This window comes from Pseudomonas orientalis (assembly GCF_022807995.1).
Taxonomy (GTDB): domain Bacteria; phylum Pseudomonadota; class Gammaproteobacteria; order Pseudomonadales; family Pseudomonadaceae; genus Aquipseudomonas; species Aquipseudomonas orientalis_B.
The window spans coordinates 2180262-2202869 of the sequence record NZ_CP094351.1 but is presented as its reverse complement, the minus strand read 5'-3'; the positions used below and the strand labels follow the sequence as shown (position 1 = coordinate 2202869).

At 61.2% G+C, this 22608-nt stretch carries 24 protein-coding genes; 15 read left to right on the top strand and 9 right to left on the bottom strand.

Annotated elements, in window-relative coordinates:
- Positions 1–17: 17 nt before the first annotated feature.
- Positions 18–323: a transposase gene (locus tag MRY17_RS09890; protein ID WP_241188859.1), complete on the bottom strand. Its 306-nt coding sequence runs from the start codon at positions 321–323 to the stop codon at positions 18–20.
- A gap of 310 nt (positions 324–633) precedes the next feature.
- Positions 634–1884, bottom strand: a complete 1251-nt coding sequence (locus MRY17_RS09885) for a glycoside hydrolase family 68 protein (RefSeq protein ID WP_243353656.1) — start codon at positions 1882–1884, stop codon at positions 634–636.
- Positions 1885–2775: 891 nt separating this feature from the next.
- On the opposite strand from MRY17_RS09885, the gene MRY17_RS09880 reads away from it, so the two are divergent.
- Together MRY17_RS09880 and MRY17_RS09875 are read left to right on the top strand one after the other, a co-directional pair.
- The gene (locus MRY17_RS09880) at positions 2776–3084 is read left to right on the top strand and encodes a DUF6124 family protein (protein WP_181284809.1); all 309 of its coding nucleotides are present in this window, start codon (positions 2776–2778) and stop codon (positions 3082–3084) included.
- A gap of 85 nt (positions 3085–3169) precedes the next feature.
- Positions 3170–4339, top strand: a complete 1170-nt coding sequence (locus MRY17_RS09875) for an NAD(P)/FAD-dependent oxidoreductase (RefSeq protein ID WP_243353655.1) — start codon at positions 3170–3172, stop codon at positions 4337–4339.
- Between the two features lie 188 nt (positions 4340–4527).
- Here the strand turns inward: MRY17_RS09875 and MRY17_RS09870 are convergent, their stop codons facing one another.
- Positions 4528–6027 carry a CoA-acylating methylmalonate-semialdehyde dehydrogenase gene (locus MRY17_RS09870; RefSeq protein ID WP_243353654.1) on the bottom strand — a complete coding sequence of 500 codons (1500 nt, stop codon included), beginning with the start codon at positions 6025–6027 and terminating at the stop codon, positions 4528–4530.
- A 108-nt stretch (positions 6028–6135) separates the two neighbouring features.
- Here MRY17_RS09870 and MRY17_RS09865 point away from each other — a divergent pair, with 108 nt between their 5' ends.
- Entirely contained in the window at positions 6136–7074 is a 939-nt protein-coding gene (locus MRY17_RS09865) for a LysR family transcriptional regulator (RefSeq protein ID WP_191953436.1), read from the top strand.
- 59 nt (positions 7075–7133) lie between these two features.
- Here the strand turns inward: MRY17_RS09865 and MRY17_RS09860 are convergent, their stop codons facing one another.
- A complete protein-coding gene (locus MRY17_RS09860) occupies positions 7134–8408 on the bottom strand; it encodes a glucarate dehydratase family protein (protein WP_124423217.1) in 1275 nt (424 codons plus the stop codon).
- Positions 8405–9766, bottom strand: a complete 1362-nt coding sequence (locus tag MRY17_RS09855; RefSeq protein WP_243353653.1) for an MFS transporter — start codon at positions 9764–9766, stop codon at positions 8405–8407. Before MRY17_RS09855 ends, MRY17_RS09860 begins: the two co-directional genes overlap by 4 nt.
- 106 nt (positions 9767–9872) lie before the next feature.
- Between MRY17_RS09855 and MRY17_RS09850 the strand changes: the two genes are divergently transcribed.
- The 4 genes from MRY17_RS09850 to MRY17_RS09835 all read left to right on the top strand — a co-directional run bounded on the left by MRY17_RS09850 (position 9873) and on the right by MRY17_RS09835 (position 14985).
- The gene (locus MRY17_RS09850) at positions 9873–10778 is read left to right on the top strand and encodes a LysR family transcriptional regulator (protein WP_243353652.1); all 906 of its coding nucleotides are present in this window, start codon (positions 9873–9875) and stop codon (positions 10776–10778) included.
- A 160-nt stretch (positions 10779–10938) separates the two neighbouring features.
- The gene (locus MRY17_RS09845; RefSeq protein ID WP_243353651.1) at positions 10939–11397 is read left to right on the top strand and encodes a (2Fe-2S)-binding protein; all 459 of its coding nucleotides are present in this window, start codon (positions 10939–10941) and stop codon (positions 11395–11397) included.
- The gene (locus tag MRY17_RS09840; protein ID WP_243353650.1) at positions 11397–13628 is read left to right on the top strand and encodes a xanthine dehydrogenase family protein molybdopterin-binding subunit; all 2232 of its coding nucleotides are present in this window, start codon (positions 11397–11399) and stop codon (positions 13626–13628) included. Before MRY17_RS09845 ends, MRY17_RS09840 begins: the two co-directional genes overlap by 1 nt.
- Positions 13629–13644: 16 nt before the next feature.
- Positions 13645–14985, top strand: coding sequence for a c-type cytochrome (locus tag MRY17_RS09835; RefSeq protein WP_243353649.1), 1341 nt, complete (start codon positions 13645–13647; stop codon positions 14983–14985).
- A 342-nt stretch (positions 14986–15327) separates the two neighbouring features.
- Here MRY17_RS09835 and MRY17_RS09830 read toward each other — a convergent pair whose 3' ends face one another.
- On the bottom strand, positions 15328–15477 hold the full coding sequence (locus tag MRY17_RS09830) for a hypothetical protein (protein ID WP_181284800.1): 150 nt from the start codon (positions 15475–15477) through the stop codon (positions 15328–15330).
- Between the two features lie 182 nt (positions 15478–15659).
- Here MRY17_RS09830 and MRY17_RS09825 point away from each other — a divergent pair, with 182 nt between their 5' ends.
- Both MRY17_RS09825 and MRY17_RS09820 read left to right on the top strand, forming a co-directional pair.
- The gene (locus MRY17_RS09825; RefSeq protein WP_181284799.1) at positions 15660–15914 is read left to right on the top strand and encodes a hypothetical protein; all 255 of its coding nucleotides are present in this window, start codon (positions 15660–15662) and stop codon (positions 15912–15914) included.
- 31 nt (positions 15915–15945) lie between these two features.
- A complete protein-coding gene (locus MRY17_RS09820; RefSeq protein ID WP_181284798.1) occupies positions 15946–16242 on the top strand; it encodes a hypothetical protein in 297 nt (98 codons plus the stop codon).
- 3 nt (positions 16243–16245) lie between these two features.
- Here the strand turns inward: MRY17_RS09820 and MRY17_RS09815 are convergent, their stop codons facing one another.
- A complete protein-coding gene (locus MRY17_RS09815; RefSeq protein WP_181284797.1) occupies positions 16246–16746 on the bottom strand; it encodes a CinA family protein in 501 nt (166 codons plus the stop codon).
- Between the two features lie 16 nt (positions 16747–16762).
- The gene (locus MRY17_RS09810) at positions 16763–17857 is read right to left on the bottom strand and encodes a M42 family peptidase (RefSeq protein WP_243353648.1); all 1095 of its coding nucleotides are present in this window, start codon (positions 17855–17857) and stop codon (positions 16763–16765) included.
- Positions 17858–18074: 217 nt separating this feature from the next.
- On the opposite strand from MRY17_RS09810, the gene MRY17_RS09805 reads away from it, so the two are divergent.
- From MRY17_RS09805 to MRY17_RS09780, 6 genes are all read left to right on the top strand, one after another.
- Positions 18075–18791 (top strand): OBAP family protein, encoded by a 717-nt coding sequence (locus MRY17_RS09805; RefSeq protein ID WP_431768388.1) that lies wholly within the window; start codon positions 18075–18077, stop codon positions 18789–18791.
- A 97-nt stretch (positions 18792–18888) separates the two neighbouring features.
- Positions 18889–19170, top strand: coding sequence for a hypothetical protein (locus MRY17_RS09800; protein WP_181284794.1), 282 nt, complete (start codon positions 18889–18891; stop codon positions 19168–19170).
- A 90-nt stretch (positions 19171–19260) separates the two neighbouring features.
- The gene (locus MRY17_RS09795) at positions 19261–19518 is read left to right on the top strand and encodes a DUF6555 family protein (protein WP_124358046.1); all 258 of its coding nucleotides are present in this window, start codon (positions 19261–19263) and stop codon (positions 19516–19518) included.
- The gene (locus tag MRY17_RS09790; protein ID WP_181284793.1) at positions 19515–19754 is read left to right on the top strand and encodes a hypothetical protein; all 240 of its coding nucleotides are present in this window, start codon (positions 19515–19517) and stop codon (positions 19752–19754) included. Before MRY17_RS09795 ends, MRY17_RS09790 begins: the two co-directional genes overlap by 4 nt.
- A gap of 398 nt (positions 19755–20152) precedes the next feature.
- Positions 20153–20458 (top strand): transposase, encoded by a 306-nt coding sequence (locus tag MRY17_RS09785; RefSeq protein ID WP_241188859.1) that lies wholly within the window; start codon positions 20153–20155, stop codon positions 20456–20458.
- The gene (locus tag MRY17_RS09780; protein ID WP_258232403.1) at positions 20455–21291 is read left to right on the top strand and encodes an IS3 family transposase; all 837 of its coding nucleotides are present in this window, start codon (positions 20455–20457) and stop codon (positions 21289–21291) included. The genes MRY17_RS09785 and MRY17_RS09780 overlap by 4 nt, the downstream gene beginning before the upstream one ends.
- 337 nt (positions 21292–21628) lie before the next feature.
- On the opposite strand, the gene MRY17_RS09775 is transcribed toward MRY17_RS09780, so the two are convergent.
- Positions 21629–22486: an SDR family oxidoreductase gene (locus MRY17_RS09775; RefSeq protein ID WP_181284792.1), complete on the bottom strand. Its 858-nt coding sequence runs from the start codon at positions 22484–22486 to the stop codon at positions 21629–21631.
- Positions 22487–22608: the final 122 nt, after the last annotated feature.

Below are 22608 nucleotides of genomic sequence, written 5' to 3'. Positions count from 1 at the left end.
TTCGCCTAGCTCGCTGATCAGAGGGAATGATCTTTGGAGTCCAAAAGCAGGAGAACACTGGCCTTTTTTAGGATTTCGATATCTCGATCTTTCTGCCTGAGCAGGGCTTGGAGTTCCTGAATTTTCTTCTGATCGGTAGTAATTGCTTTTGTGCCCGTCATCGTGGATCCGGCGCGCTCTTTACGCACCTGCTCGACCCAGCGACGCAAAGCCGTAGGGCCAATATCCAAACTGGCGCAAACTTCGGGAACAGGCATGTTTTGATCAAGCACCATGCTTGCAGCGTTGAGTTTGACCTCACTGGAATAGGACTTTCGCATCATCTGTACACCTCAGGTTTGGGCGCCATCATAGCGCCCTATTGATGTGTCCAATTTCATTAGGCCAGATCAAGCCCCCTCCCACATTTGTCTGCATTTCAACAGTGGGAGGGGTGGCATTTGCTGAATTTCCAAGTCCATGGCTATCGAATGCATGAAGTCTTCGGCCTGAACGCAATCAAACTGTGGGAGGGGGCTTGCCCCCGATGACGTTGGGTCAGTCAACATTCATTTATCTGACCCACCGCTATCGGGAGCAAGCCCCCTCCCACATTTGCAGCATTTTATCTGCTGATAAATTGCCGTCAGACAGTCACTGGTTCAACACGACATCACGCATTGCGGGGATGTACCCATAGTCATAAGCCTCCTGCACAAACGAGCGGTCACCCTTCAATACAATCCTGACGGTGGGCGCTTCGGTGCCGCCGATGCGGTAGTCATCGCCGTTGGTGGGCACGCTGTCGATAAACGACGTTACCAGGCCGTTGGGCATCACGCAGTGCGAATACGTCTGGAACGGCTGCGAAGGCGGGTTGCCGAGCACCAGCCCGGAGGCATTCATGGGTGTGTAAGGGCCGAACAGATGATCGCTGACGAACCCATAGACGCCATCCGGCCCCGTCACGCCATCGGCGTAGGTGAATTTGTGACTGATGGTGAACAGGTAATACTTGCCGTCCTGGAACACATAGTGCGGCCGCTCGGTTTGATCGTTCACGCCGACGGCGGTCACCAGCGGCGGCAGGATCTCCCATTCGTCACCGTTAAGGTCCTTGGCGACGGCAATGCCGATGCAGCCGACCTGATAGCGCGCCCCGCCCACGTCCTCATGCCCCGGTGGCACCAACCCCAGCTCATTGGGGCCCACTTCATGTGTCCCGCGCTCGCCGGCGACGTTACCTTCAAACACCATGTACAACTTGCCATCCACAGGGTCGATAAACGGGCTGGGATCGCGGAAGTTCCAGGTCGCGTTCTGCGCTTCGGTTTGGTAATAGGTGCCGTCGGCGTCGAACAGCGACTTGACCTGGCTAAAGCCTTCCAGCTCCACACCGCTGTCGGAGGTGACAACCCGGCCGCGCACTTTGGCAATCGTCGCTCCGGGGGTGACGCAGGTGTAATACAGGTCGATATCACCGGCGTTATTGAGCAGGATCGGTGTACCGGCCCATTCACGGGTGGTCGGCGAGACCCCTTCGGCCATGACACGACCGCCGAAGATCCAGTCCTTGCCGGTGCGCGAGTACCAGTAGCAGATACGCGCATGGCCATGGCGATCTTCCCAGTCGCGCTTGATGTCGTAGCGGCCGTCGGCATTGATGAATTGCGGATCGTGGGGACGGCGGTCGGCGGTGAGTGTGAAGATCACCGACCAGCCATTGACGGATACCACGGTGCCATCAAGTTCACGCAATGGCATGGTGTCCCAGATAAATACCGTGTCACTCATGACAGGAAAGTCAGGACGCACTAACGGCTGCGTGGTCGTCGGGTCATTCTCATTAACTTTCAGCGCATCGGCCCGAGTCCAGCGAGTGGGTGTGTGATTCGCGTGTTTCATGATGATGTCCTTTTACTGACGCTTAAGTGACAAGCGAAGATTGAATAACACATGACAGCCAGCAACTTGCTGCTGACTGAAAAGAGCGAGCCAGAGTTGGCCTTAACGTGCGGAGCAAGGTTTAACATGGAAGCCTGGCTGTCGCAACGTGAAGAATTATTTAGATTACAAAGGCCATCACTGTATTTATATCCTTGATATAAAGACAGTGGCACTTACAATCAACGACCAGCAACTAGAAAGCTAGCTACTCAACTACCAGGCAACAGGGTTGCGGGCCGGAGCCGTTATTTTTCTGTGCTTAACGGTATTGCACGCCAAGTTAAATCAAGCGCTTAGTTGTCAGCTCAGTTGCTGTCGACATAAAAGTACTCGCAGCGCATCCCCTCTACGACCCACACTTACGAAGTATCAAAACGACTAGTGAAGACGCGGCGAACTGTCGAACACTTTATTGTTTAATATGGAGGGAGATTGTCAGCCTTTGAAAGTTGTGTAGATACCCAAGGCTATCGCAGGCAAGCCAGCTCCCACCTTGCCCGCATTCCACTGTTGGATCGGCGGGGTTAGTGGCATTTGGTCATGGTTTGTAAAGGGCCAGCAAGGCACATCCCTTTTAATTGCAGGACGTTTCCTAGACAATCCCTGCCGCCTTGTGCCTGCTGGAATCGCTGGCTAGTCTGCGCTCCGTCACTGCTCATCAGTGATCGGGTTTAGTCGCCCGGATTTGAACAGGCGCATGTCTCATGAAGCTTCATGGTGGCTGTGCGCAGGGCGCCCTCGGGCGCGCCGGGTTCCTGTTCTGACCGGTCGACTAACCTGCGTACAGCCGCCACCTTCGTTTAGTCGCGAAACGTGTCAGCTCCTTGATATTCAGACAGGAAAGACACCATGAACAAAGTCCTACCCGACCCACCCCACGATCCCGCAAAAGACCGCGCCGCGTTCAACCGCGCCATCGACCACTACCTGCCCACCCAGGGCTTCCACTCGGTCAACGATGACCTCAGCTTCGAAGACGCCCTGCTCTACACCGCCAGCTTGCTCGACAGCGCCTCCGCCACCGCCCTGGACTGCGGCGAACTGCTGCAAAGCCCCGAGCGGGCGAAAATCCTGGCGGTGTGGCACCTGTTGGAAATTGCCAAGACCACGGTAGATCGCTCCATCGAGTGCCTGACCTGTACAAAACCCACTGCCTGAACGCAGTAAAAACTGTGGAAGGGGGCGTGCTCCCTCCCACATTGAATAGCCATTAATGAACAAATAAGTTTAGTTCGAGGCCTTCATGTCCGATCCCGCCCTCATCATCAACCAGCCCCAGGCCCGCACCGCAGACTTCATCATCATCGGCGGTGGCATCGCGGGGGCTTGCACCGGGTTCTGGTTGTCGCAGCACGCCAACGTGCTGGTGCTGGAGCGCGAAAACCATCCGGCCTACCACTCCACCGGGCGTTCGGCGGCGCTCTATTCGGCCGCGTACGGCACCGCGCAAGTACGCGCGTTGACCCTGGCCAGCCGGGCATTCTTCGACCAGCCGCCCGCAGGCTTCTGTGAACATCCACTGCTCACCCCACGGGGCGAAATGACCGTCGACTTCACCGGCGACCCCGCTGAACTCGACCGCCAATACTTGAATGCCAAGGCCACTGTGGCGCAGGTGCAACGCCTGAGCGCCGACCAGGCCTGCGCACGTTTGCCGATCCTGCGCCGCGAAAAGGTCCACGGCGCTATTTATGACCCCACCGCCTGCGACATCGACACCGATGCGCTGCACCAGGGCTACCTGCGCGGTATCCGCCGCAACAATGGCGAAGTGCGCACCGACAGCCATGTGCTGAGCTTGAGCCGCGAGTCCGACGGCCTCTGGCATGTGCATACCCCGGATGCGAACTTCACCGCCCCGATCATCATCAACGCCGCCGGCGCCTGGGCCGAGCATATCGGCGGGTTGGCGGGCGCGGCGTCCATCGGCCTGCAACCCAAGCGCCGCTCGGCGTTCATCTTCGCCGGCCCCGACGGCCTGGACAGTCACGGCTGGCCGATGCTGGTCGCCCTCGACAATGCCTTCTACATGAAACCCGACGCCGGCATGTTCCTCGGCTCGCCGGCCAATGCCGACCCGGTAGAACCCCAGGATGTGCAGCCCGAAGAACTGGACATTGCCATGGGCATCTACCAGATCGAAGAAGCCACCACCCTGACCATCCGCCGCCCGACGCGCACCTGGGCCGGGCTGCGCAGTTTCGTGCACGACGGTGACTTGCTCTCAGGCTTTGATCCTCGGGTACCCGGGCTGTTCTGGGTGGCTGCCCAGGGTGGCTACGGCATCCAGACTTCACCGGCCATGGGCCAGGCCAGTGCCGCCCTGGTGCGCGGCGAGCCGCTGCCCGAGCACCTCACGCAGTTCGGCCTGGACGCAGGGATGCTCTCCCCCGCCCGCCTGGAGTGCCAGTGATGAACACCGCCGAACAAGACAAGGCCATGCAGAACTTTCGCGCGATCGCCAGCTTGGGGAACACAGACAAAAATGTGGGAGGGGGCTTGCCCCCGATAGCAGTGCTTCAGGCACATCGAGGGTGACTGACACTCCGCCATCGGGGGCAAGCCCCCTCCCACATTTGGATCTACAGGGCCTGTGAGACCTTACTTGGACACTGGCATCGCAAACTCCGCGCCCTGCTCGATGCTCTCCGACCAGCGTTGCATAATCGATTTCTGCTTGGTATAGAAGCGCACCCCCTCGGTGCCATAGGCATGCATGTCGCCGAACAGGCTCTTCTTCCAGCCACCAAACCCATGCCACGCCATCGGCACCGGGATCGGTACGTTGATGCCGACCATGCCCACTTCGATGCGCCGCGCAAATTCGCGGGCGATGTGGCCGTCGCGGGTGAAGCAGCTGACGCCGTTGCCGAACTCGTGGTCGTTGACCAACTTCACAGCTTCGGCAAAGTCGTTGACGCGCACACAGGCCAGTACCGGGCCGAAGATCTCTTCGCGGTAGATGCTCATGTCCCGAGTCACATGGTCGAACAGCGTGGCGCCGAGCCAGAAGCCGTTTTCCAGGCCGGGTTCGGTGGGTACGTAGTCACGGCCATCGAGCAGCAAGTGCGCACCGGCTTGTAAGCCCTGTTCGATATAGCCACGAATGCGTTCCAGCGCCACCTTCGACACAATCGGCCCCATTTCGGCTTTCAAATCGCGGCCATCGGTGATGCGCAGCGTCTTGGCGCGCTCGGTCAAGGCCGCAATCACTTTGTCACCCACATCCCCCACCAGCACCGCCACCGAGATCGCCATGCAGCGCTCGCCGGCACTGCCGTAGGCCGCTCCCATCAGTGCGTCGACGGTTTTTTCGATATCGGCGTCGGGCATCACCACCATGTGGTTTTTCGCGCCGCCCAGGCCTTGCACACGCTTGCCATTGCGCGCGCCGGTTTCGTAGATGTACTGGGCAATCGGCGTGGAGCCGACGAAGCTCACCGCCTTGACGTCCGGGTGTTCGATCAGCGCGTCCACCGCTTCCTTGTCACCCTGCACCACGTTGAACACACCTTTGGGCAGGCCGGCTTCACGCAGCAGCTCGGCCATGAACAACGAGGCGCTCGGGTCGGTCGGGCTTGGCTTGAGGATGAAAGTGTTGCCCGCCGCAATGGCGATCGGGTACATCCACATCGGTACCATCACCGGGAAGTTGAACGGCGTCACGCCGGCCACCACGCCCAGGGGCTGGCGCAGGGTCCAGTTGTCCATGCCACGGGAAACCTGGTCGGAATGTTCGCCCTTGAGCAGGTTGGGAATGCCGCAGGCAAATTCAAGGATGTCGATGCCACGGTCGACTTCGCCCTGGGCGTCGGTAAAGACCTTGCCGTGTTCAGCGACAATGATGCGCGCCAGGTCGTCCTTGCGTTCGCGCAGCAGGTGCAGGTATTGGAACAGCACACGGGCGCGGCGGATTGGCGGGGTGTCGGCCCAGCCGGCGAAGGCGGCCTGGGCGGCGGCGACGGCTTCGGCCACGGTCTGGCGGCTGGCCACGGCCACGCGCGCGGTGACTTCACCGGTGGCCGGGTTGTAGACGTCCTGATAGCGATCATCGCGGCTCACGCGCTGGTCGTTGATGTAGTGCTCAAGGGTAATGGACATGGCAGGCGCTCCAGGTAGTTGGCGTTGGCACCCACCTTAGGCTTTCGCTTTGTTCCGAACCAGAGCAGAATCCTGAACTTATTGTGCAACCTGGCGAACAATACACCCATGGAAAAAGCCGAGATCGAAGGGCTGTGGACCCACATCCACTGGCTGTCGGTGCTGGAAGAACAAGGCACCTACACCGCCGCCGCTACGCGCCTGGGCGTGAGCAAGTCGGCGGTGAGCCAGCGCATTTCCGACCTCGAAAAGGCCACCGGTACGCGGCTGGTCACGCGCACCACGCGCAGCGTTCGGCTGACCGACGCGGGGCTGTCGTTGACCCGCGAGGTGCGCAGCGCCTATGAACACATCGCCCGCAGCTTTTCTTCGGTGCGCGACCAGGCCGGGGAAGTCCGTGGCCTGGTGCGGCTGACCGCCCCGGTGGCGTTCGCCCGGCAACAACTGGTGCCGCACCTGCCGCAATTCTTGCAGCAATACCCGCAGGTGCGCATCCAGCTGGACGTGTCCGACGCCTTGAGTTCACTGGCCGCCGAAGGCTACGACCTGGCCGTGCGCCATGGCTTCCAGATCCCCGAGACCCACGTGGCCTGGAAACTCTGCGACACCGCCTCGGTGCTGGTCGCCACCCGCGAGTACCTGCAGCGCCATGGCGAACCCGATGAGCCGAGCGAGCTGTCGGCGCACAACTGTCTGTTTTACCCACGCGGCACCGACCAGCCGGCCTGGACCTTCGAACGCGGCAGCCAGCACATCGAACGCCTGACCATCCCCATCGCCGGCAGCTTCGCCACCAACAACAGCGAAGCCCTGCGCGACGCGGCACTCAACCACCTGGGCATCGCCCTGCTGCCGGACTTCAGCGCTCACGCGGCGCTGGCCGAGGGCAAGCTGGTGCAGGTATTGAAAGGTTGGACGCTCAAGGGCGCGTTTGCCGATGAGATCTACCTGATCCGGCCGTACTCGCCCCATGTGCCGAAGTCGGTGAGTGCGCTGGTGGGCTTTTTGAAGGCGCAGTTGGCCGGCGGTTTTCGATTCGTCGGCTGAGGCAAAAAAAGCCCGGCGACACACGCGGATGCGTCACCGGGCAAAGCAAGCGACCTGCTTCAGAAACGCGGCTTGAGCGTTTTCCAGTCCGGTTGATAGCGCTGCATCTGTTTCACGTCATCACGCTGACGGATACCGCAACTGAGGTATTGATCATGCAGCTTGCCCAACTGATCGTGGTCAAGCTCAAGGCCCAGCCCCGGCGCACGGGTGATGCTCACGCAGCCGTCGACGATGGGCAGCTTGCCGCCCTTGATCACTTCCTCGTCCGGCTCCTGCCACGGGTAGTGCGTGTCGCAGGCATAGTCGAGGTTGGGCACCGCGGCCGCTACATGGGCCATGGCCATCAGGCTGATGCCCAGGTGCGAGTTGGAGTGCATCGACACGCCCAGGCCAAAGGTGTGGCACATCTTCGCCAGCACCTGGGTATCACGCAGGCCGCCCCAGTAATGGTGGTCGGCGAGCACGATCTGCACGCTGTTCAACGCCACGCTGCGGCGAAACTCGTCAAAGTCGGTCACTACCATATTGGTCGCCAGGGGCAAGCCGGTGCGTGCGTGCAACTGGGCCATGCCGTCCAGGCCGGGTGTCGGGTCTTCGTAATATTGCAGGTCGTCGCCCAGCCGTTCGGCCATGTGAATCGAGGTCTGCAACGACCAGTTGCCGTTCGGGTCGATGCGCAGCGGCACCCCCGGAAACGCCTTTTTCAGCGCCTTGATGCAGCGCACTTCGTGCTCAGGCTCCAGCGCACCGGCCTTGAGCTTGATGCTTTTAAAGCCGTAGGTTTCAAGCATGCGCCGGGCCTGGGCGACGATCTGCACTTCAGTCAGGGCCTCGCCCCAACTGTCGGGCTTATAGGGCGAATCGATATGTTCGGCGTATTTGAAAAACAGGTAGGCGCTGAACGGGATCCGGTCGCGAATCGCCCCCCCGAGCAGGTCCACCAGCGGCACGTTCAGTGCGTGCGCCTGCAGGTCGAGGAACGCCACTTCGAACGCCGAATAGGCATTGCTCACGGCTTTGCTGGCATGGGAGCCCGGCGCCAGCTCCGCACCGGCAATGCTCTGCGGTCTGTACGCCGCCACAGTGGCCTGGACCACAGCACGCAGGCCATTGAGGTTGAACGGGTCGAGCCCGATCAGCTGTGGCTGGACCAGTTGCTGGATCGCCAGTGCCGGCGCATCGCCATAGCTTTCGCCCAGGCCGATGTAACCGGTGTCGCTTTCAATCTCGATGATCGAGCGCAGTGCGAAAGGTTCGTGGATGCCACTGGCGTTGAGCAGCGGCGGGTCACGAAAGGCAATCGGGGTGACGGTGACGCGGACAATTTTCAAGAGACGGCTCCTTGTGGACCTGGACGCAACGTGGGATGTGCCGTGGATGAAGTGGGCGGTGTACCGCCGCGCGGCGCGGTGCGGGCAAAAAACACCAGCACCGCCGCCACCAGAGAAGTGGCCGCCAGGCCGTAGAGGCCGCCCTCGATCGACCCCGTGGTCTGCTCCAGCAAACCGAACGTAGTGGGCGCCACGAAACCGCCCAGGTTGCCGACCGAATTGATCAAGGCAATCACCGCCGCCGCGACCCGCGCATCCAGGTACCCCTGGGGAATCGGCCAGAACAGCGCCGACGCGGCCTTGAAGCCGATGGCGGCAAAACAGATGGCGACGAACGCAAACACCGGCCCGCCGGTGGTGGACATGAACATGCCGAACGCGGCGATCGCCAGCATCAGTGACACCCACGCCTGCTGGTGCTTCCACTTGCTGGCCAGCGAGGCGAAGCCGTACATGGCGACGATGGAAATCAACCAGGGAATGGAATTGAACAGGCCCACCTGGAAGTCACCCAGGTCACCCATTTTCTTGATCATGCTCGGCAGCCAGAACGTGGCACCGTAAATGGTCAGGGCGATGGAAAAGTAGATAAAGCAGAACAGGGCGATCTGGGTGTCGGCGAGCAGTTTGAACATCGACGGCCGCACGCCCCGGCTCGCCTCGCGTGCCTGTTGCTCGAGCGCAATGGCACTGACCAGCGCGTCTTTTTCCGCGGCACTGAGCCACTTGGCCTGGTGCGGATGGGATTGCAGCCAGAACCACACGAAGCCGCACAGCACGATGGAGGCGAAGCCTTCGATCAGGAACATCCATTGCCAGCCATGCAGGCTCAACCCGCTGACATTAAGCAACGCGCCCGACACCGGCCCGGAAATCACCGAGGCAATCGCCGAACCACTGAGGAAAACCGCCATGGCCTTGCCGCGCTCGCTGGCCGGCAGCCACTGGGTAAAGTAATAGATGATGCCGGGAAAGAACCCGGCTTCGGCGGCGCCGAGAATGAAGCGCAACACGTAGAAGCTGGTTTCGCCCTGCACAAACGCCATGCCCATCGCGGCCGCGCCCCAGGTGAACATGATGCGCGTCAACCAGGCCCGCGCGCCGTAGCGTTGCAGCAGCAGGTTGGAGGGCACTTCGAAGATCGCATAACCGATGAAAAACAGCCCGGCGCCCAAGCCATAGGCCGCCGCGCCAATGCCCAAGTCGGCTTCCATGTGGCTGCGCACGAAGCCGATATTGACCCGGTCAATGTAGTTGACGATGAACATCACCACGAACAACGGCAGCACATGGCGCTTGACCTTGGCAGCGGCGCATGCAAGCACGCTCGGGTCTGGCGCATTCTGATGGGTATCCACGGGCAACTCCCACTGATTGTTTTTTTTGGGAAGGCCCGATGATGGACGCCGGCAATTGTTCCCGTCTAATCTAACCTGGCATTGGATTGATACCGGAATTAGATCAATGTTCGAACTGACGCAACTGCGCTGCTTCACCACCGTGGCCACCGAGCTGAACTTTCGCCGCGCCGCCGAACGCCTGAACATGACCCAGCCGCCGCTGAGCCGGCAGATCCAGTTGCTTGAGCATCATCTGGGCGTGGACCTGTTTGTGCGCACCACCCGCAGCGTCGCGCTGACCGCCGCCGGCCGGGCCTTTTTCATCGAGGCGCAGTACCTGCTGGAGCGCGCCCAGCAGGCGGCGGTCACCGCGCGGCGCTTTGCCGAGGGCGATATCGGTACGGTCAACATCAGTTTCGTCGGCAGCGCGGTGTATGAGTTTCTGCCCAAGGTGATCGCCGAGGCGCGGCTCAAGCAGCCCCACGTCAAGATCGACCTGTCCGAGATGAACACCTACCAGCAATACGAAGCCTTGCGCGCCCGGCGCATCGACCTGGGCATCGTGCGCGCGCCGCTGCTGGAGCCCGGCTACGCCACCGAATGCCTGGTGCGCGAGCCGTTTGTGCTGGCGGTGCCGAGCAGTCATCGGCTGGCCCAGGCAGAGACGGTCAGCGTGCACGATCTGGATGCGCAACCGTTCCTGATGTATGCCCATTCCGCCTACCCGCCGTTCAATGAGTTGCTCACCGGCCTGCTGCGCTCGGCCCGCGTCGCGCCGCAGTATGTGCAGTGGCTGGGCTCGTCGCTGACCATCCTCGCGCTGGTCAACGCCGGCATGGGCCTGGCCCTGGTGCCGCGTTGCGCCAGCAGTGTGGTGTTCAAGAACGTGATGTTCCGCGATATCGACCTGGGCGAAGGCGCACAGAGCGAACTGCACCTGATCTGGCGCGAGCACAACGACAACCCGGCGTTCACCATGCTGCTCGAGGGTATCCGCCAGGCGGTGGGCGAGAACCTCCCCGAGCATTGACCCAATCCTGTCGATTACTTGCCTGATCCTCTGAACTTGCAGGCGATTGCATAGATAGCCCTTGCGCGGTGGTCTAGAGTTCGACGATGGGCGACCTGCGGTCGCACAGCTCCTATAAGAACTTAAGCACCACCAACCGATGATCAGCAGGTGAGCCGCCATGCAATTACGTATCAACCAAAAGGCCTATGAGGTCGATGCCGACGCCGACACGCCGTTGCTGTGGGTGATCCGCGACGACCTGGGCCTGACCGGCACCAAGTACGGCTGCGGCCTGGCCCAGTGCGGCGCGTGTTCGGTGCTGGTGGACGGCAACGTGGTGCGTTCGTGCGTCACGCCGGTGGCGGCGCTGGTCGGGCGCGAGATCACTACCATCGAAGCCATCGAGGCCGATGACGTGGGCAAGCGCGTGGTCTCGGCCTGGGTCGAGCGCCAGGTGGCCCAATGTGGTTATTGCCAGTCCGGGCAAGTGATGGCGGCCACCGCGCTGCTCAAGCACACCCCGGCGCCCTCGAAGGCGCAAATCGAGGCGGCCATGGTCAATCTGTGCCGCTGCGGCACCTACAACGCCATCCATGCCGCCATGGCTGACCTGGCCGCCGGGAAGGAGACCGCCTGATGAGCACTGTCCTGCCTGACGTAACCCTCGACGCGCCGATCAACCTGTCGCGTCGGCGCTTCCTGGCGAGCACCGCCGTCGGCGCACTGGTGATCGGCTTTGGCCTGCCCCTGGGCGCGTCCCGGGTACAGGCCGCCACCGGCGCAATCGGCGAACGCGGCACTCAGGTGCCGGCGTTCCTGGAGATTCGCCCGGACGGCAGCGTGCGCCTGCTCAGTCCCTTCATGGAAGGCGGCCAAGGCACGCACACTGCCATGGCGCAGATCATCGGCGAAGAGCTGGATGCCGACCCGGCTACGTTCAGCGTTGAAGCCGCGCCGCCCGGCGAGGCCTATGTGGTGATGGAAAACGGTATGCGCATCACCGGCGGCAGCATGTCGGTGCGCATGAGCTACCCGACCATGCGGCGCCTCGGCGCCCTCGCCCGTGCCATGTTGCTGCAGGCCGCCGCCGAACAGCTCGGTGTACCGGTCGCCCAATTGACCACCCAGCCCGGCCGCGTAGTGCACGCCGCGTCGGGCCGCTCGCTGGGTTACGGCGAGTTGGCCGGGCGCGCCCTGGACATGCCGGTGCCCGACCCTGCCGGGATCACCCTGCGCGACCCGAGCCAGTTCCGCTGGATCGGCAAGCCGGTCAAACGCCTGGACGCCTATGACAAATCCACCGGCAAGGCGCAGTACTGCATCGACCTGAAGGTCGACGGCATGCTCCACGCCGCCGTGCAGCACGCACCGCGCCTGGGCATGACCGTGGGCAGCCTACGCAACCAGGCCCAGGTCGAGGCCATGAAGGGCGTGCATTCGGTGCACACCTTGCCCGGCGCCGTGGCAGTGGTGGCCGAACGCTGGTGGCACGCCAAGCGCGCCGTTGAAGCGATCCAGGTGGACTGGCTCGAAGCCGCCGCCGACTCCAGCGTGCGCGCAATGCCGGCGGACTTTTCCAGCGACAAATACCGTGACTTTCTCGCCACTCAAGAAGGCCCGGCCCGCGACGAAGAAAACGCAGGCGACGTAGCCGCCACGCTGGCCAGCGCCAAGACCCGCATCGACGCCACCTACCACAACCAATACCTCAACCACGCCCAGCTGGAACCGCCCTCGGCGCTGGCGCGCTACAACCCCGACGGCACGCTGGAGGTGTGGCTGCCCAACCAGGCGCCGGATATGTTCCGCGCCGACATCGCCAAGCGCACCGGCCTGGCCATCGAGCAAATCACCCTGCACTCCCCGCTGCTGGGCGGTTTCTTCGGTCGGCATTTCCTGTACGACTCGGCCAATCCGTATCCGCAGGCCATCGCACTGACCAAGGCCGTCGGCCGCCCGATCAAGCTGATCTGGAGCCGCGAGGAAGAGTTCGTGCGTGATGTGCTGCGCCCGGTCGCGGTGGTCAAGTTCCGCGCCGCGCTGGATGACAAAGGCCTGCCGCTGGCCATCGAAGCGGTCAGCGCCACCGAAGGCCCCACCGAAGCGATTGCCGGCAAACAGGGCGACAAGCTCGACCCCACGGCCCTTGAAGGCCTGTCGGGCAAGAGTTATGCGATCCCTAACAAGCGCATCGCGCAGATCTATGTCAAGGGCCCGGCGATGCTTGGCTACTGGCGTTCGGTGGGCAACTCTCTGAATGACTTCTTCTACGAAGCGTTCCTCGATGAACTGGCGGACAAAGGCGGCCATGACCCCTACGAACTGCGTCTGCACCTGCTGCGCGACAACGCGCGGCTGACGACGCTGCTGCAAGCGGTGGGCGAACTGTCCGGCGGTTGGAAGCGCGGGCCGTTCACCGCCGAAGACGGCAGCCGCCGCGCCCGTGGCGTGGCCATGGCTTCGCCCTTTGGCTCCCACGCGGCGGTGATTGCCGAGGTGTCGATCGAGAAGGGCCAGGTCAAGGTGCATGACATCTGGCAGGCCATCGACCCCGGCAGCATCGTCAACCCGGCGATCATTGAAGCCCAGGTCAACGGCGCCGTGGCCCTGGGCCTGTCGCAAACCTTGCTGGAGGAAGCGGTGTACGTGGACGGCATGCCACGTGCGCGCAACTACGACCTTTATCCGATCCTGCCGCCGTCGCGGATGGCGCGGGTACACGTGAAGATCGTCGAGAGCGGCGAAAAGATGGGGGGCATCGGCGAACCGCCGTTACCGGCCGTGGCACCGGCGGTCGCCAATGCAGTGGCCCAATTGACTGGCCAGCGCATCCGCAGCCTGCCGTTGAGCCGCTACACCTTCAGTTAACCCACAGGGAACGCCCATGAACAACCGCCGATTCGCAAGAACCGCAGGCTGGCTGGCGCTGCCCTGCCTGGTCGTCGCAGGCCTGCTGGCCTGGTACGTCACCCGCGAGCCCGCCTCGCCGTTTGAACGGGAACACGCCACAGGCTTGGACCCGGCACTGGTCAGTCGCGGCGAGTATGTCGCCCGCCTGAGCGACTGCGTGGCCTGCCACAGCCTGGCGGGCAAAGCGCCGTTTGCCGGTGGCCTGGAGATGGCCACGCCGCTGGGGGCCATCCATGCCACTAACATCACTCCCGACCGCGACCATGGCATCGGCCGCTACAGCCTCGCCGACTTCGACCGCGCCGTGCGTCACGGCGTGGCACCGGGCGGGCGCCGCCTGTACCCGGCGATGCCCTACCCGTCCTACGTGAAGCTCAGCGACGACGACGTGAAAGCGCTGTATGCGTTCTTCATGAAAGGCGTGCAACCGGCCAACCAGGCGAACATCCAAAGTGATATTCCCTGGCCGCTGAACATGCGCTGGCCCATCGCGCTGTGGAATGGCGTCTTTGCACCCACCGCGCCCTATGCGGCCAACCCCGGCCAGGACGCGCTGTGGAACCGTGGCGCTTATATCGTCCAGGGTCCCGGCCACTGCGGCAGTTGCCACACGCCGCGTGGCCTGGCCTTCAACGAAAAAGCCCTGGACCAGTCCGGCGCGCCTTTCCTTGCCGGCGCGCTGCTCGACGGCTGGTACGCGCCCAGCCTGCGCCAGGACCCCAACACCGGGCTTGGACGCTGGAGCGAGGCGCAGATCGTGCAGTTCCTCAAGACCGGGCGCAACCAGCATGCGGTGGTGTACGGATCGATGACCGAAGCGTTCAACAACTCCACGCAGTTCATGGCCGATGACGACCTGGCCGCCATCGCCCGCTACCTCAAGTCCCTGCCCGGCGACCCGCAGCGCGATGGCACGCCCTGGCAGTATCAGGTGGCCGATAGGCGCCAGGACCTCCCCGGGGCCCACACCTACGCGACCCGCTGCGCCTCCTGTCACGGCCTGGACGGCAAGGGCCAGCCAGAGTGGATGCCGCCGCTGGCCGGCGCCACCTCGGCGCTGGCCAGGGAAAGCGCCTCGGCGATCAATATCACCCTCAACGGCTCGCAACGGGTGGTGGCCGCCGGGTTGCCGGACGCCTACCGCATGCCGGCGTTCCGTGAGCAATTGTCCGATCAGGAGATCGCCGAGGTGCTCACTTATATGCGCAGCACCTGGGGCAATCACGGCGACGCGGTCGACGCCCAGGCGGTCAGTAAATTGCGCGGGCATACCGACCCGGCCAGCGCCAGCCCGATCATTCTGCATATGCGTTGAGACAAGGTTTCTTACAAGCAAACCCTCTGCTTGATGTATGAAAATCAAATGTGGGTGGGCTTGCTCCCGATAGCGGTGTGACAGTCGACCAAAATATTGACTGACATCCTGCCATCGGGGGCAAGCCCCCTCCCACAGGTTTCTCATGTATCAGTTAGAGCTGGCAGTCTGCATGATCCGCCAGGCATCAGCGTTCAAGGACAAGTAACCCAGACTTTCATCACACAACAGATCCAAATGTGGGAGGGGGCTTGCCCCCGATAGCGGTGGGTCAGTCACCTCTTCATTGACTGACACCCTGCCCTCGGGGGCAAGCCCCCTCCTACATTTTGCTCCAGGCACCTACTTGCTATCGTCGGCCTTGCCTTCCTGCATCTGCACCGACGACTTACTGCCGCTGGTGTTGTCCTTGGTGGCGTTATCGGAATTATCGAAACAGCCGTGCAGCAGAAACACGCTGCAGAGGCTCAATCCCATATAAAACTTTTTCATAAGATCACCTGTTGCATGAAGGAATATTCGTCAACCCTTGGTGCATCTGGCCAATGCTGCGGCGCAAACGTTCCACACAGGGTAATGAGACAGACGAACGGTTTGCCATTAACCTGCCAGCATTTACGCATGAAATATTTGAGCTACCCTTCATCCGCCAAGACCTGTTATCCGGTGATCCCATGGACACGTTGACCAAAGCGCAAATCCAGCGCGCGCTGTCACAGCGGCTGCGCAATTGCCGTGTCACTTGCACGATCAATCCAGACAGCAGCCTGTCCATCACGGTGCTCGCGCCCGACGCCAATCAATTCACCATCGCCAATATCAACCGCGCCCGCTACCACGGCGAGTCTGGCATCAACCGGCTGGTGCGGGAGATCCTGGAAGACATGGTGGTGTCCCGAAAAACATCCCGCCTCTCATCCGTGGGCTGAATGCGGCGACGAGAACAGAACGAGGCCTCCCATGCCGGATTCCACTGCTGCCCCCTCGCAACACTGCACCATTGATTTCCTTGAAGACACCCTGTTTGGCGTCAACCCGCTCTCCCATGACTGCACGGCGCAGATCACACAGGCAGGCGACAGCGTATCGCTACGGCTGCTATGGCCGTGGCCGAAAGCATTGACCGAAGCCCATAGCGTTTCGATCAAGACCGACGACCACACCTATCATGGCGTGCTGGTGGATGCCCAGGCGTTTGGCACCGACGAGTTGCTGTTAAAAGTGGACCTCAAACCTGAAGCGGCCGGGGCTCACTGAGCGCTAACCCCGCTCCCCCGCCAACGCACGTTGATGAAAAGGCGCCAACCACTTCAACGCGTGCAACGCCGCATCAAGCTGCACCTGCTCGCGCGACCCCATGAAGCGTTCCTTGCGACTGAAGATACTCAGCCGGTTGCCGATTCGATAAGCCCACGCAAAACAGATGGTCCCGGCCGGAATGCCGTCCATGTCATCCGGGCCAAGCAGCCCGGTGGTGGCGACGGCGACCGCTGCCGAGCTGTCACGCAACGCGCCTTCGGCCATCTCGCGGGCGACTTCGCAACTGGTGAGGTTGAAGGTGTCAATCGTATAGGCGCGCACGCCCAGCAAGCGCTGTTTGGCCTGCGGCGAGTAGACGACGTAACCACTTTCAATGCACGAGCCGCCGCCCGCCACCTCTGACAGCAGCGTGATGATTTTGCCCGCCGTGCACGACTCGGCGCTGGTGAGGGTCATCTGGTGTTGTTTCAGGTAGTCGATAGTAGAAGCCGCGATGTCCATGGTGATTCTCCTGCATTCAAAACGTGGCCAGGTAGTCGGCCAATGTCAGCGCACAGGCCTCGATCGCGCCATCCACAATCAGCTCATAGCCGTGGGTATTCTCGGTTGGAATCGCCAGGCAACCGCCGCGTGCCGAGGTGCCGTTACTCATGACGGCGCTGGCATCCGAGGCAAAATCCACCAACAATGCATATTGCGGCGTATAGCCGCTGCGTTGTGCGGCAGCCGCCAGGCCGGTGACCACCGAGCGGGTGTAATAGCCTTTGAGGTCACCGGTATTGATGATCGGATCGACGCTCAGGCGCGTGCCGTACTCGCTCATCACCGGGCCCACCTCCACCGCGAGGGTGGTATCGCCCGGCAGTGTCTGCGCCGCATACATGGCGCCCGCATTGCACTCTTCCTCCAGGGTGGTGAAGACAAAATACACATCGCATGCCAGTTCCTGCCGACGCTGATCCAGGCACTGCACGCTGTGGAGTACGGCGGCGATGGGCGCGCGGTCGTCGAGAAAATGCGCGGCTGTCGCATCCCCCACCCGAAACGGCGCACGCCAATGGCGGCTCAGCGTGACGCGGCTGCCGGGACGCACACCGTACTCACGCAAGGTATCCACTGAGCAGCGGGTGATCACATGCACGTCGTTCCAGTGCACATCCCCCGACTGCACATCGGCGCCCTGGGGCGCGTTGCCGGTCGCATGCATCGAACCAAAGGACAGCACCCCCGGAATGAATTGGTGATCGCCGAGTATGTCCACCGGGCACATGCCGAAGTTCACCGGATTGGCGCCGCCCAACGCGGTCACCCGCAAGGTGCCATCGGTGTCGACATGCTTGACCACCATGGCGATCTCATCCATGTGCGCCATGACTCTCACCGCACGCCGGGGCGCGCCATCGTCCTGCGCGCCCTTGACCAGGCCGATGACATTGCCGGCAGGGTCCACCCAGGTTTCGTCGCAGAGCGGCCGCAGGCGCTCCAGGCAGATGGCGCGCACCTCATCCTCCTGGCCACCGGGGCCACGGGCGAGCAACAACTGCTCAAGCAAGTGGGGAATGGCGTGGGCTTCGGTCAAGGCGGTGTGGTCAGGTCGGGCATCGTTTGGCATCCGGGATGGTCTCCATTCGTGCGATTGAGCAGTTATAAAAATGACCCGGCACGTCGAGCGGTTGTTCCACAAATTTTTCGTCGGGCACGCAAGCGCCTCAATCGGTTTGAACACCCACTTCGGCAGGCTTTCTAGATAGGTTCAACAACCGCTCATGGAGGGAGTCCCAATGAAACTCACCCGCCTGCAACCTACGCTGCATTCGCTGTGCCTGACGATGTCCATTGCCGCGCTGACCGCCTGCGCCGGCAACGACTCAGCCTCCAACGTCGTCGCGCCCGGCGCGGCCAAATCACCCACTACGCGCAGCCTCGACGCCGGCGCCGCCCTGCTGCAATCGCGCCCGCCCATCGACTCGCTGAATGCCTACCTGGACGGTTTTCACTTCTACAACGGCCATCCCGACGTGCAGATGGAAGCCCATCACTACTGCGCCATCCTTAACGAAGAGGTGATCCAGTGCGTGATTTACGACGGCAACCGCAAGGACGCCAAGTTGATGGGCGTGGAATACATCATCAGCGAACAGTTATTCAGCACGCTGCCCACAGCGGAAAAGGCGCTGTGGCACAGCCATGTGCATGAGGTGAAATCGGGCCAATTGGTCGCCCCCGGCATCCCTGAAGTGGCCGAACACGCACTGATGGAAAAACTGGTGCACACCTACGGCAAGACCTGGCACACCTGGCATACCGACCTGCACAAGCGCCTGCCGCTGGGTGTGCCGCAATTGATGATGGGGTTCACCGCCGACGGCCAGGCCGATGCGAAGATGGTCGCCGAGCGGGATCAGCGGCTGGGCATCGACAGTGCCGAGAAAAAGACGGATCGCGCCGACATTCCCGCCCCGCCGATTGCACCCGGTGCGGACGCCTGGCGCCAGGGCAACATTATCCAGATCGTCGACCCCACCCAGACCGACCACCAGCACTGACGGCCGCAGCCGGTCATTTTGATTGAACGATCATTTGCCGGCGCTTGCCTCACAAGAATCGGGGCGCATGTGTGCCCTTCGCACGAGGAGTCCGTATATGTCTTATGACCATCAAGGCACCGTCAGCCTCATCACTGCTTCGCGCCATCTGGGCACCGAAGATGATGAAGTGCTGAATGAGAACGTCGATATAAAAATGACCAGCAGCGGCAAGCCGACCATTGTTCGCGTGGATTTTCCCACCCCGTTGCAATGGCCCGGTCATCCCAATTTCGTCACGGTCAATTTGCCCGACGGCACGTCCGTTGGCGGTGTAATCGTGGCGCTGGAACGTCCGGCCGATGGACCAGGCTGGGTCACCTTCACGGTGGACGATTGAGGCTGTGCGCACGTCATCGCATTGTCCGACAAGTTCTTTGAATTTTTTTTGACGTCAAATATCTGTACTTCATGAGCATAGGGAGTCCTCATGAACAAGAGCGAATTATTCACGATCAACTATCAGCTTCACGGCAAGCCCAGGTCCTTTATCGTGCGCGCGGCGCGCATGAATAATGCTGAAGCATGGCACTGGGCCAGTTGCGATGCCGGCGTGGCGGTCATCCCCAGGTTCGGGCAAAACAACCTGAAGCGCGTCTCCAAGCCAATGGCGGAAAAATACGGCATTACGGACGTGCGCTGGTGCGGTGCGGCAGCCATTCAGTGGGCGGAGGGCGTTACATCATGAACAGTCAGGTGCTGGGCTTTACCAAGCGGCAGGCGGTGGACGACGAGGTGGCGCAAAACACGCAGATGTTTTTCGAAGCGGATCGACTTGATGCCCTGGCGTATAACATCATCGAATCCTACAGCGGCGATGCGGCCACCTGGGCACGCTTCACCGAGGCAAAGAAGATGGCAGACGCACAGCGTACCGCCGCTTATCGAGAGTGGATGCGCATTCACCGCGCGAGGAAAAAATAAACCAATAATCCGAAAGCACTGAGTACCCAATGTGGGAGGGGGCTTGCCCCCAATAGCGATCTGTCAGTTATAAAGCGTTGACTGATACACCGCTATCGGGGGCAAGCCCCCTCCCACATTGGATTTGCACAGTTCCCGACATCGTCAGCAGCCCCCGCCTGAGTCAAACGTACCGCCGATTATCGAGAGCGGACGCGCATTCGCCGTGCGAGGAAAAAATAAACCAATAATCCGAAAACACTGAGCACCCAATGTGGGAGGGGGCTTGCCCCCGATAGCGATATGTCAGTTATAAAGCGTTGACTGATACACCGCTATCGGGGGCAAGCTGATCTGGCCTAATGAAATTGGACACATCAATAGGGCGCTATGATGGCGCCCAAACCTGAGGTGTACAGATGATGCGAAAGTCCTATTCCAGTGAGGTCAAACTCAACGCTGCAAGCATGGTGCTTGATCAAAACATGCCTGTTCCCGAAGTTTGCGCCAGTTTGGATATTGGCCCTACGGCTTTGCGTCGCTGGGTCGAGCAGGTGCGTAAAGAGCGCGCCGGATCCACGATGACGGGCACAAAAGCAATTACTACCGATCAGAAGAAAATTCAGGAACTCCAAGCCCTGCTCAGGCAGAAAGATCGAGATATCGAAATCCTAAAAAAGGCCAGTGTTCTCCTGCTTTTGGACTCCAAAGATCATTCCCTCTGATCAGCGAGCTAGGCGAACAGTACGGCATTACAGATTGCTGTCGTGTTTTTGAAGTCAACCGCAGCAGCTACTACGCCTGGCGCCAGCGCCAGGGAAAAATCAACCTGGAGCGCGAAGCGCTCAAGGTTGTTCTCGTTAAGTACCACAAGGCCTCAAGAGGATCGGCTGGAGCGCGAACCCTTTCTGAAGACCTGCGAGGTGCAGGCCATCAGGTGGGGCGTTACATGGCTCGCAGCTTGATGAAGGAAGCCGGGATTGCCAGCCGCCAACGCAGGCCCCACAAATACAAATCGTCAGGCGTGGAGTCTCTGGTGGCTGAGCATGAACTGGAGCGCGAGTTCTACGTAGCGGACATCAACAAGGTCTGGTGCGCGGACATCACCTATATCCAGCTCGGTAAGCGCTGGCTCTACTTCTCGGTAGTTTTGGACCTGTTTGCCCGCCGAGTGGTGGGGTGGTCGTATTCACTGGTCGCCGATGCGACGTTGGCTACTGAGTCACTGCGCATGGCTGTTGAATTGAGAGGGAGGCCTAAAGGTGTGCTGTTTCATTCCGACCAAGGCTGCCAGTACACCAGTCATAAATTCAGGGCTGAATTGCAGGCCCATGAGCTCAAGCAGAGCATGAGTCGAAAAGGGCAGTGCTGGGATAATGCCCCGATGGAGCGTTTCTTTGGCAGCTTGAAGTCCGAGTGGGTGCCCGAGAAAGGTTACAGCTCGGAGTACGAAGCTCGGGCAGATATCAACCGATATGTGGCGCGCTACAACAGTGTAAGGCGCCACAGTTACAACGGTTACCACTCACCGATAGCGGCGGAAAAGCTAGCGGCGTGAAAACCGATAAGAATGTCCAAAATTACTGGACCAGATCAAGCCCCCTCCCACATTTTGGATTTGCACAGTTCCCGACATCTTCAGCAGCCTCCGCCTGAGTCAAACGTACCGCCGCTTATCGAAGTGGACGCGCATTCACCGCGCGAGGAAGAAGTAAACCAATAAGCCGAAAGCACTGAGTACCCTATGTGGGAGGGGGCTTGCCCCCGATAGCGATCTGTCAGTTATAAAGCGTTGACTGATACACCGCTATCGGGGGCAAGCCCCCTCCCACATTGGATTTGCACAGTTCCCGACATCGTCAGCAGCCCCCGCCTGAATCAGCGGGGGCGCACGTTCAGAGAATCGGCTTGCCCCCCGTCACGCCGTAGCGCTCGCCGGAGATATAGCTGCCCTCATCCGACGCCAGCAGCACATAGATCGGCGCCACTTCCACCGGTTGACCGGGACGACCCAGCGGCGTGTTGCCACCGAACTCCTTGACCATGTCGTCAGTCATGGTTGAAACAATCAACGGTGTCCAGATCGGCCCCGGTGCCACGCTGTTCACGCGGATCCCGCGCTCACCCAGCATCTGCGCCAGGCCTGCGGTGAAGTTGGCAATCGCGCCCTTGGTCGCCGCATAAGGCAGCAGCGACGGGTTGGGCATATCGGAATTGACCGAGGTGGTGTTGATGATCGAACTGCCCTCGGCCATGTGCGGCAGCGCCGCCTTGCAGATCCGAAACATCGCGGTAATGTTGACGTTGAAGGTTTTCACCCAGTCTTCGTCAGGAATGTCTTCCAGCGATTTATAGGTCATCTGGAACGCCGCGTTGTTGACCAGCACGTCGATGCGCCCGAACTGCTTGACCGTGTCATTGACGATGGCGCTGCACTGCGCCGCTTCGCCCAGGTCGCCGGGCAACAGCAGGCACTGACGCCCCGCCGCTTCGACCCAGCGCGCGGTCTCTTTTGCATCTTCATGCTCATCCAGGTACGACACCGCAACGTCGGCACCTTCGCGGGCAAAGGCAATCGCCACCGCACGCCCGATACCGCTGTCGGCACCGGTGATCAAGGCAATCTTGTTGGCCATACGGCCCGAACCTTTGTAGCTTTGCTCGCCGCAATCGGGCATCGGCTCCATCTTGCGCTGATCGCCGGGTACAGGCTGCTGCTGTGGCTTGAAGGGTGGTTTCGGGTAATGGGTCATCGGGTTTCCCTCCTGTGTGTGGATAGTGTTGCGAGGGCTCGAAGGGCGCGATAGTTCAGAGCGATTTTCAGAAAATCGGATGACCGTTCCCGTGCAGTGCGCCACTCGTCAGATTGAATAAA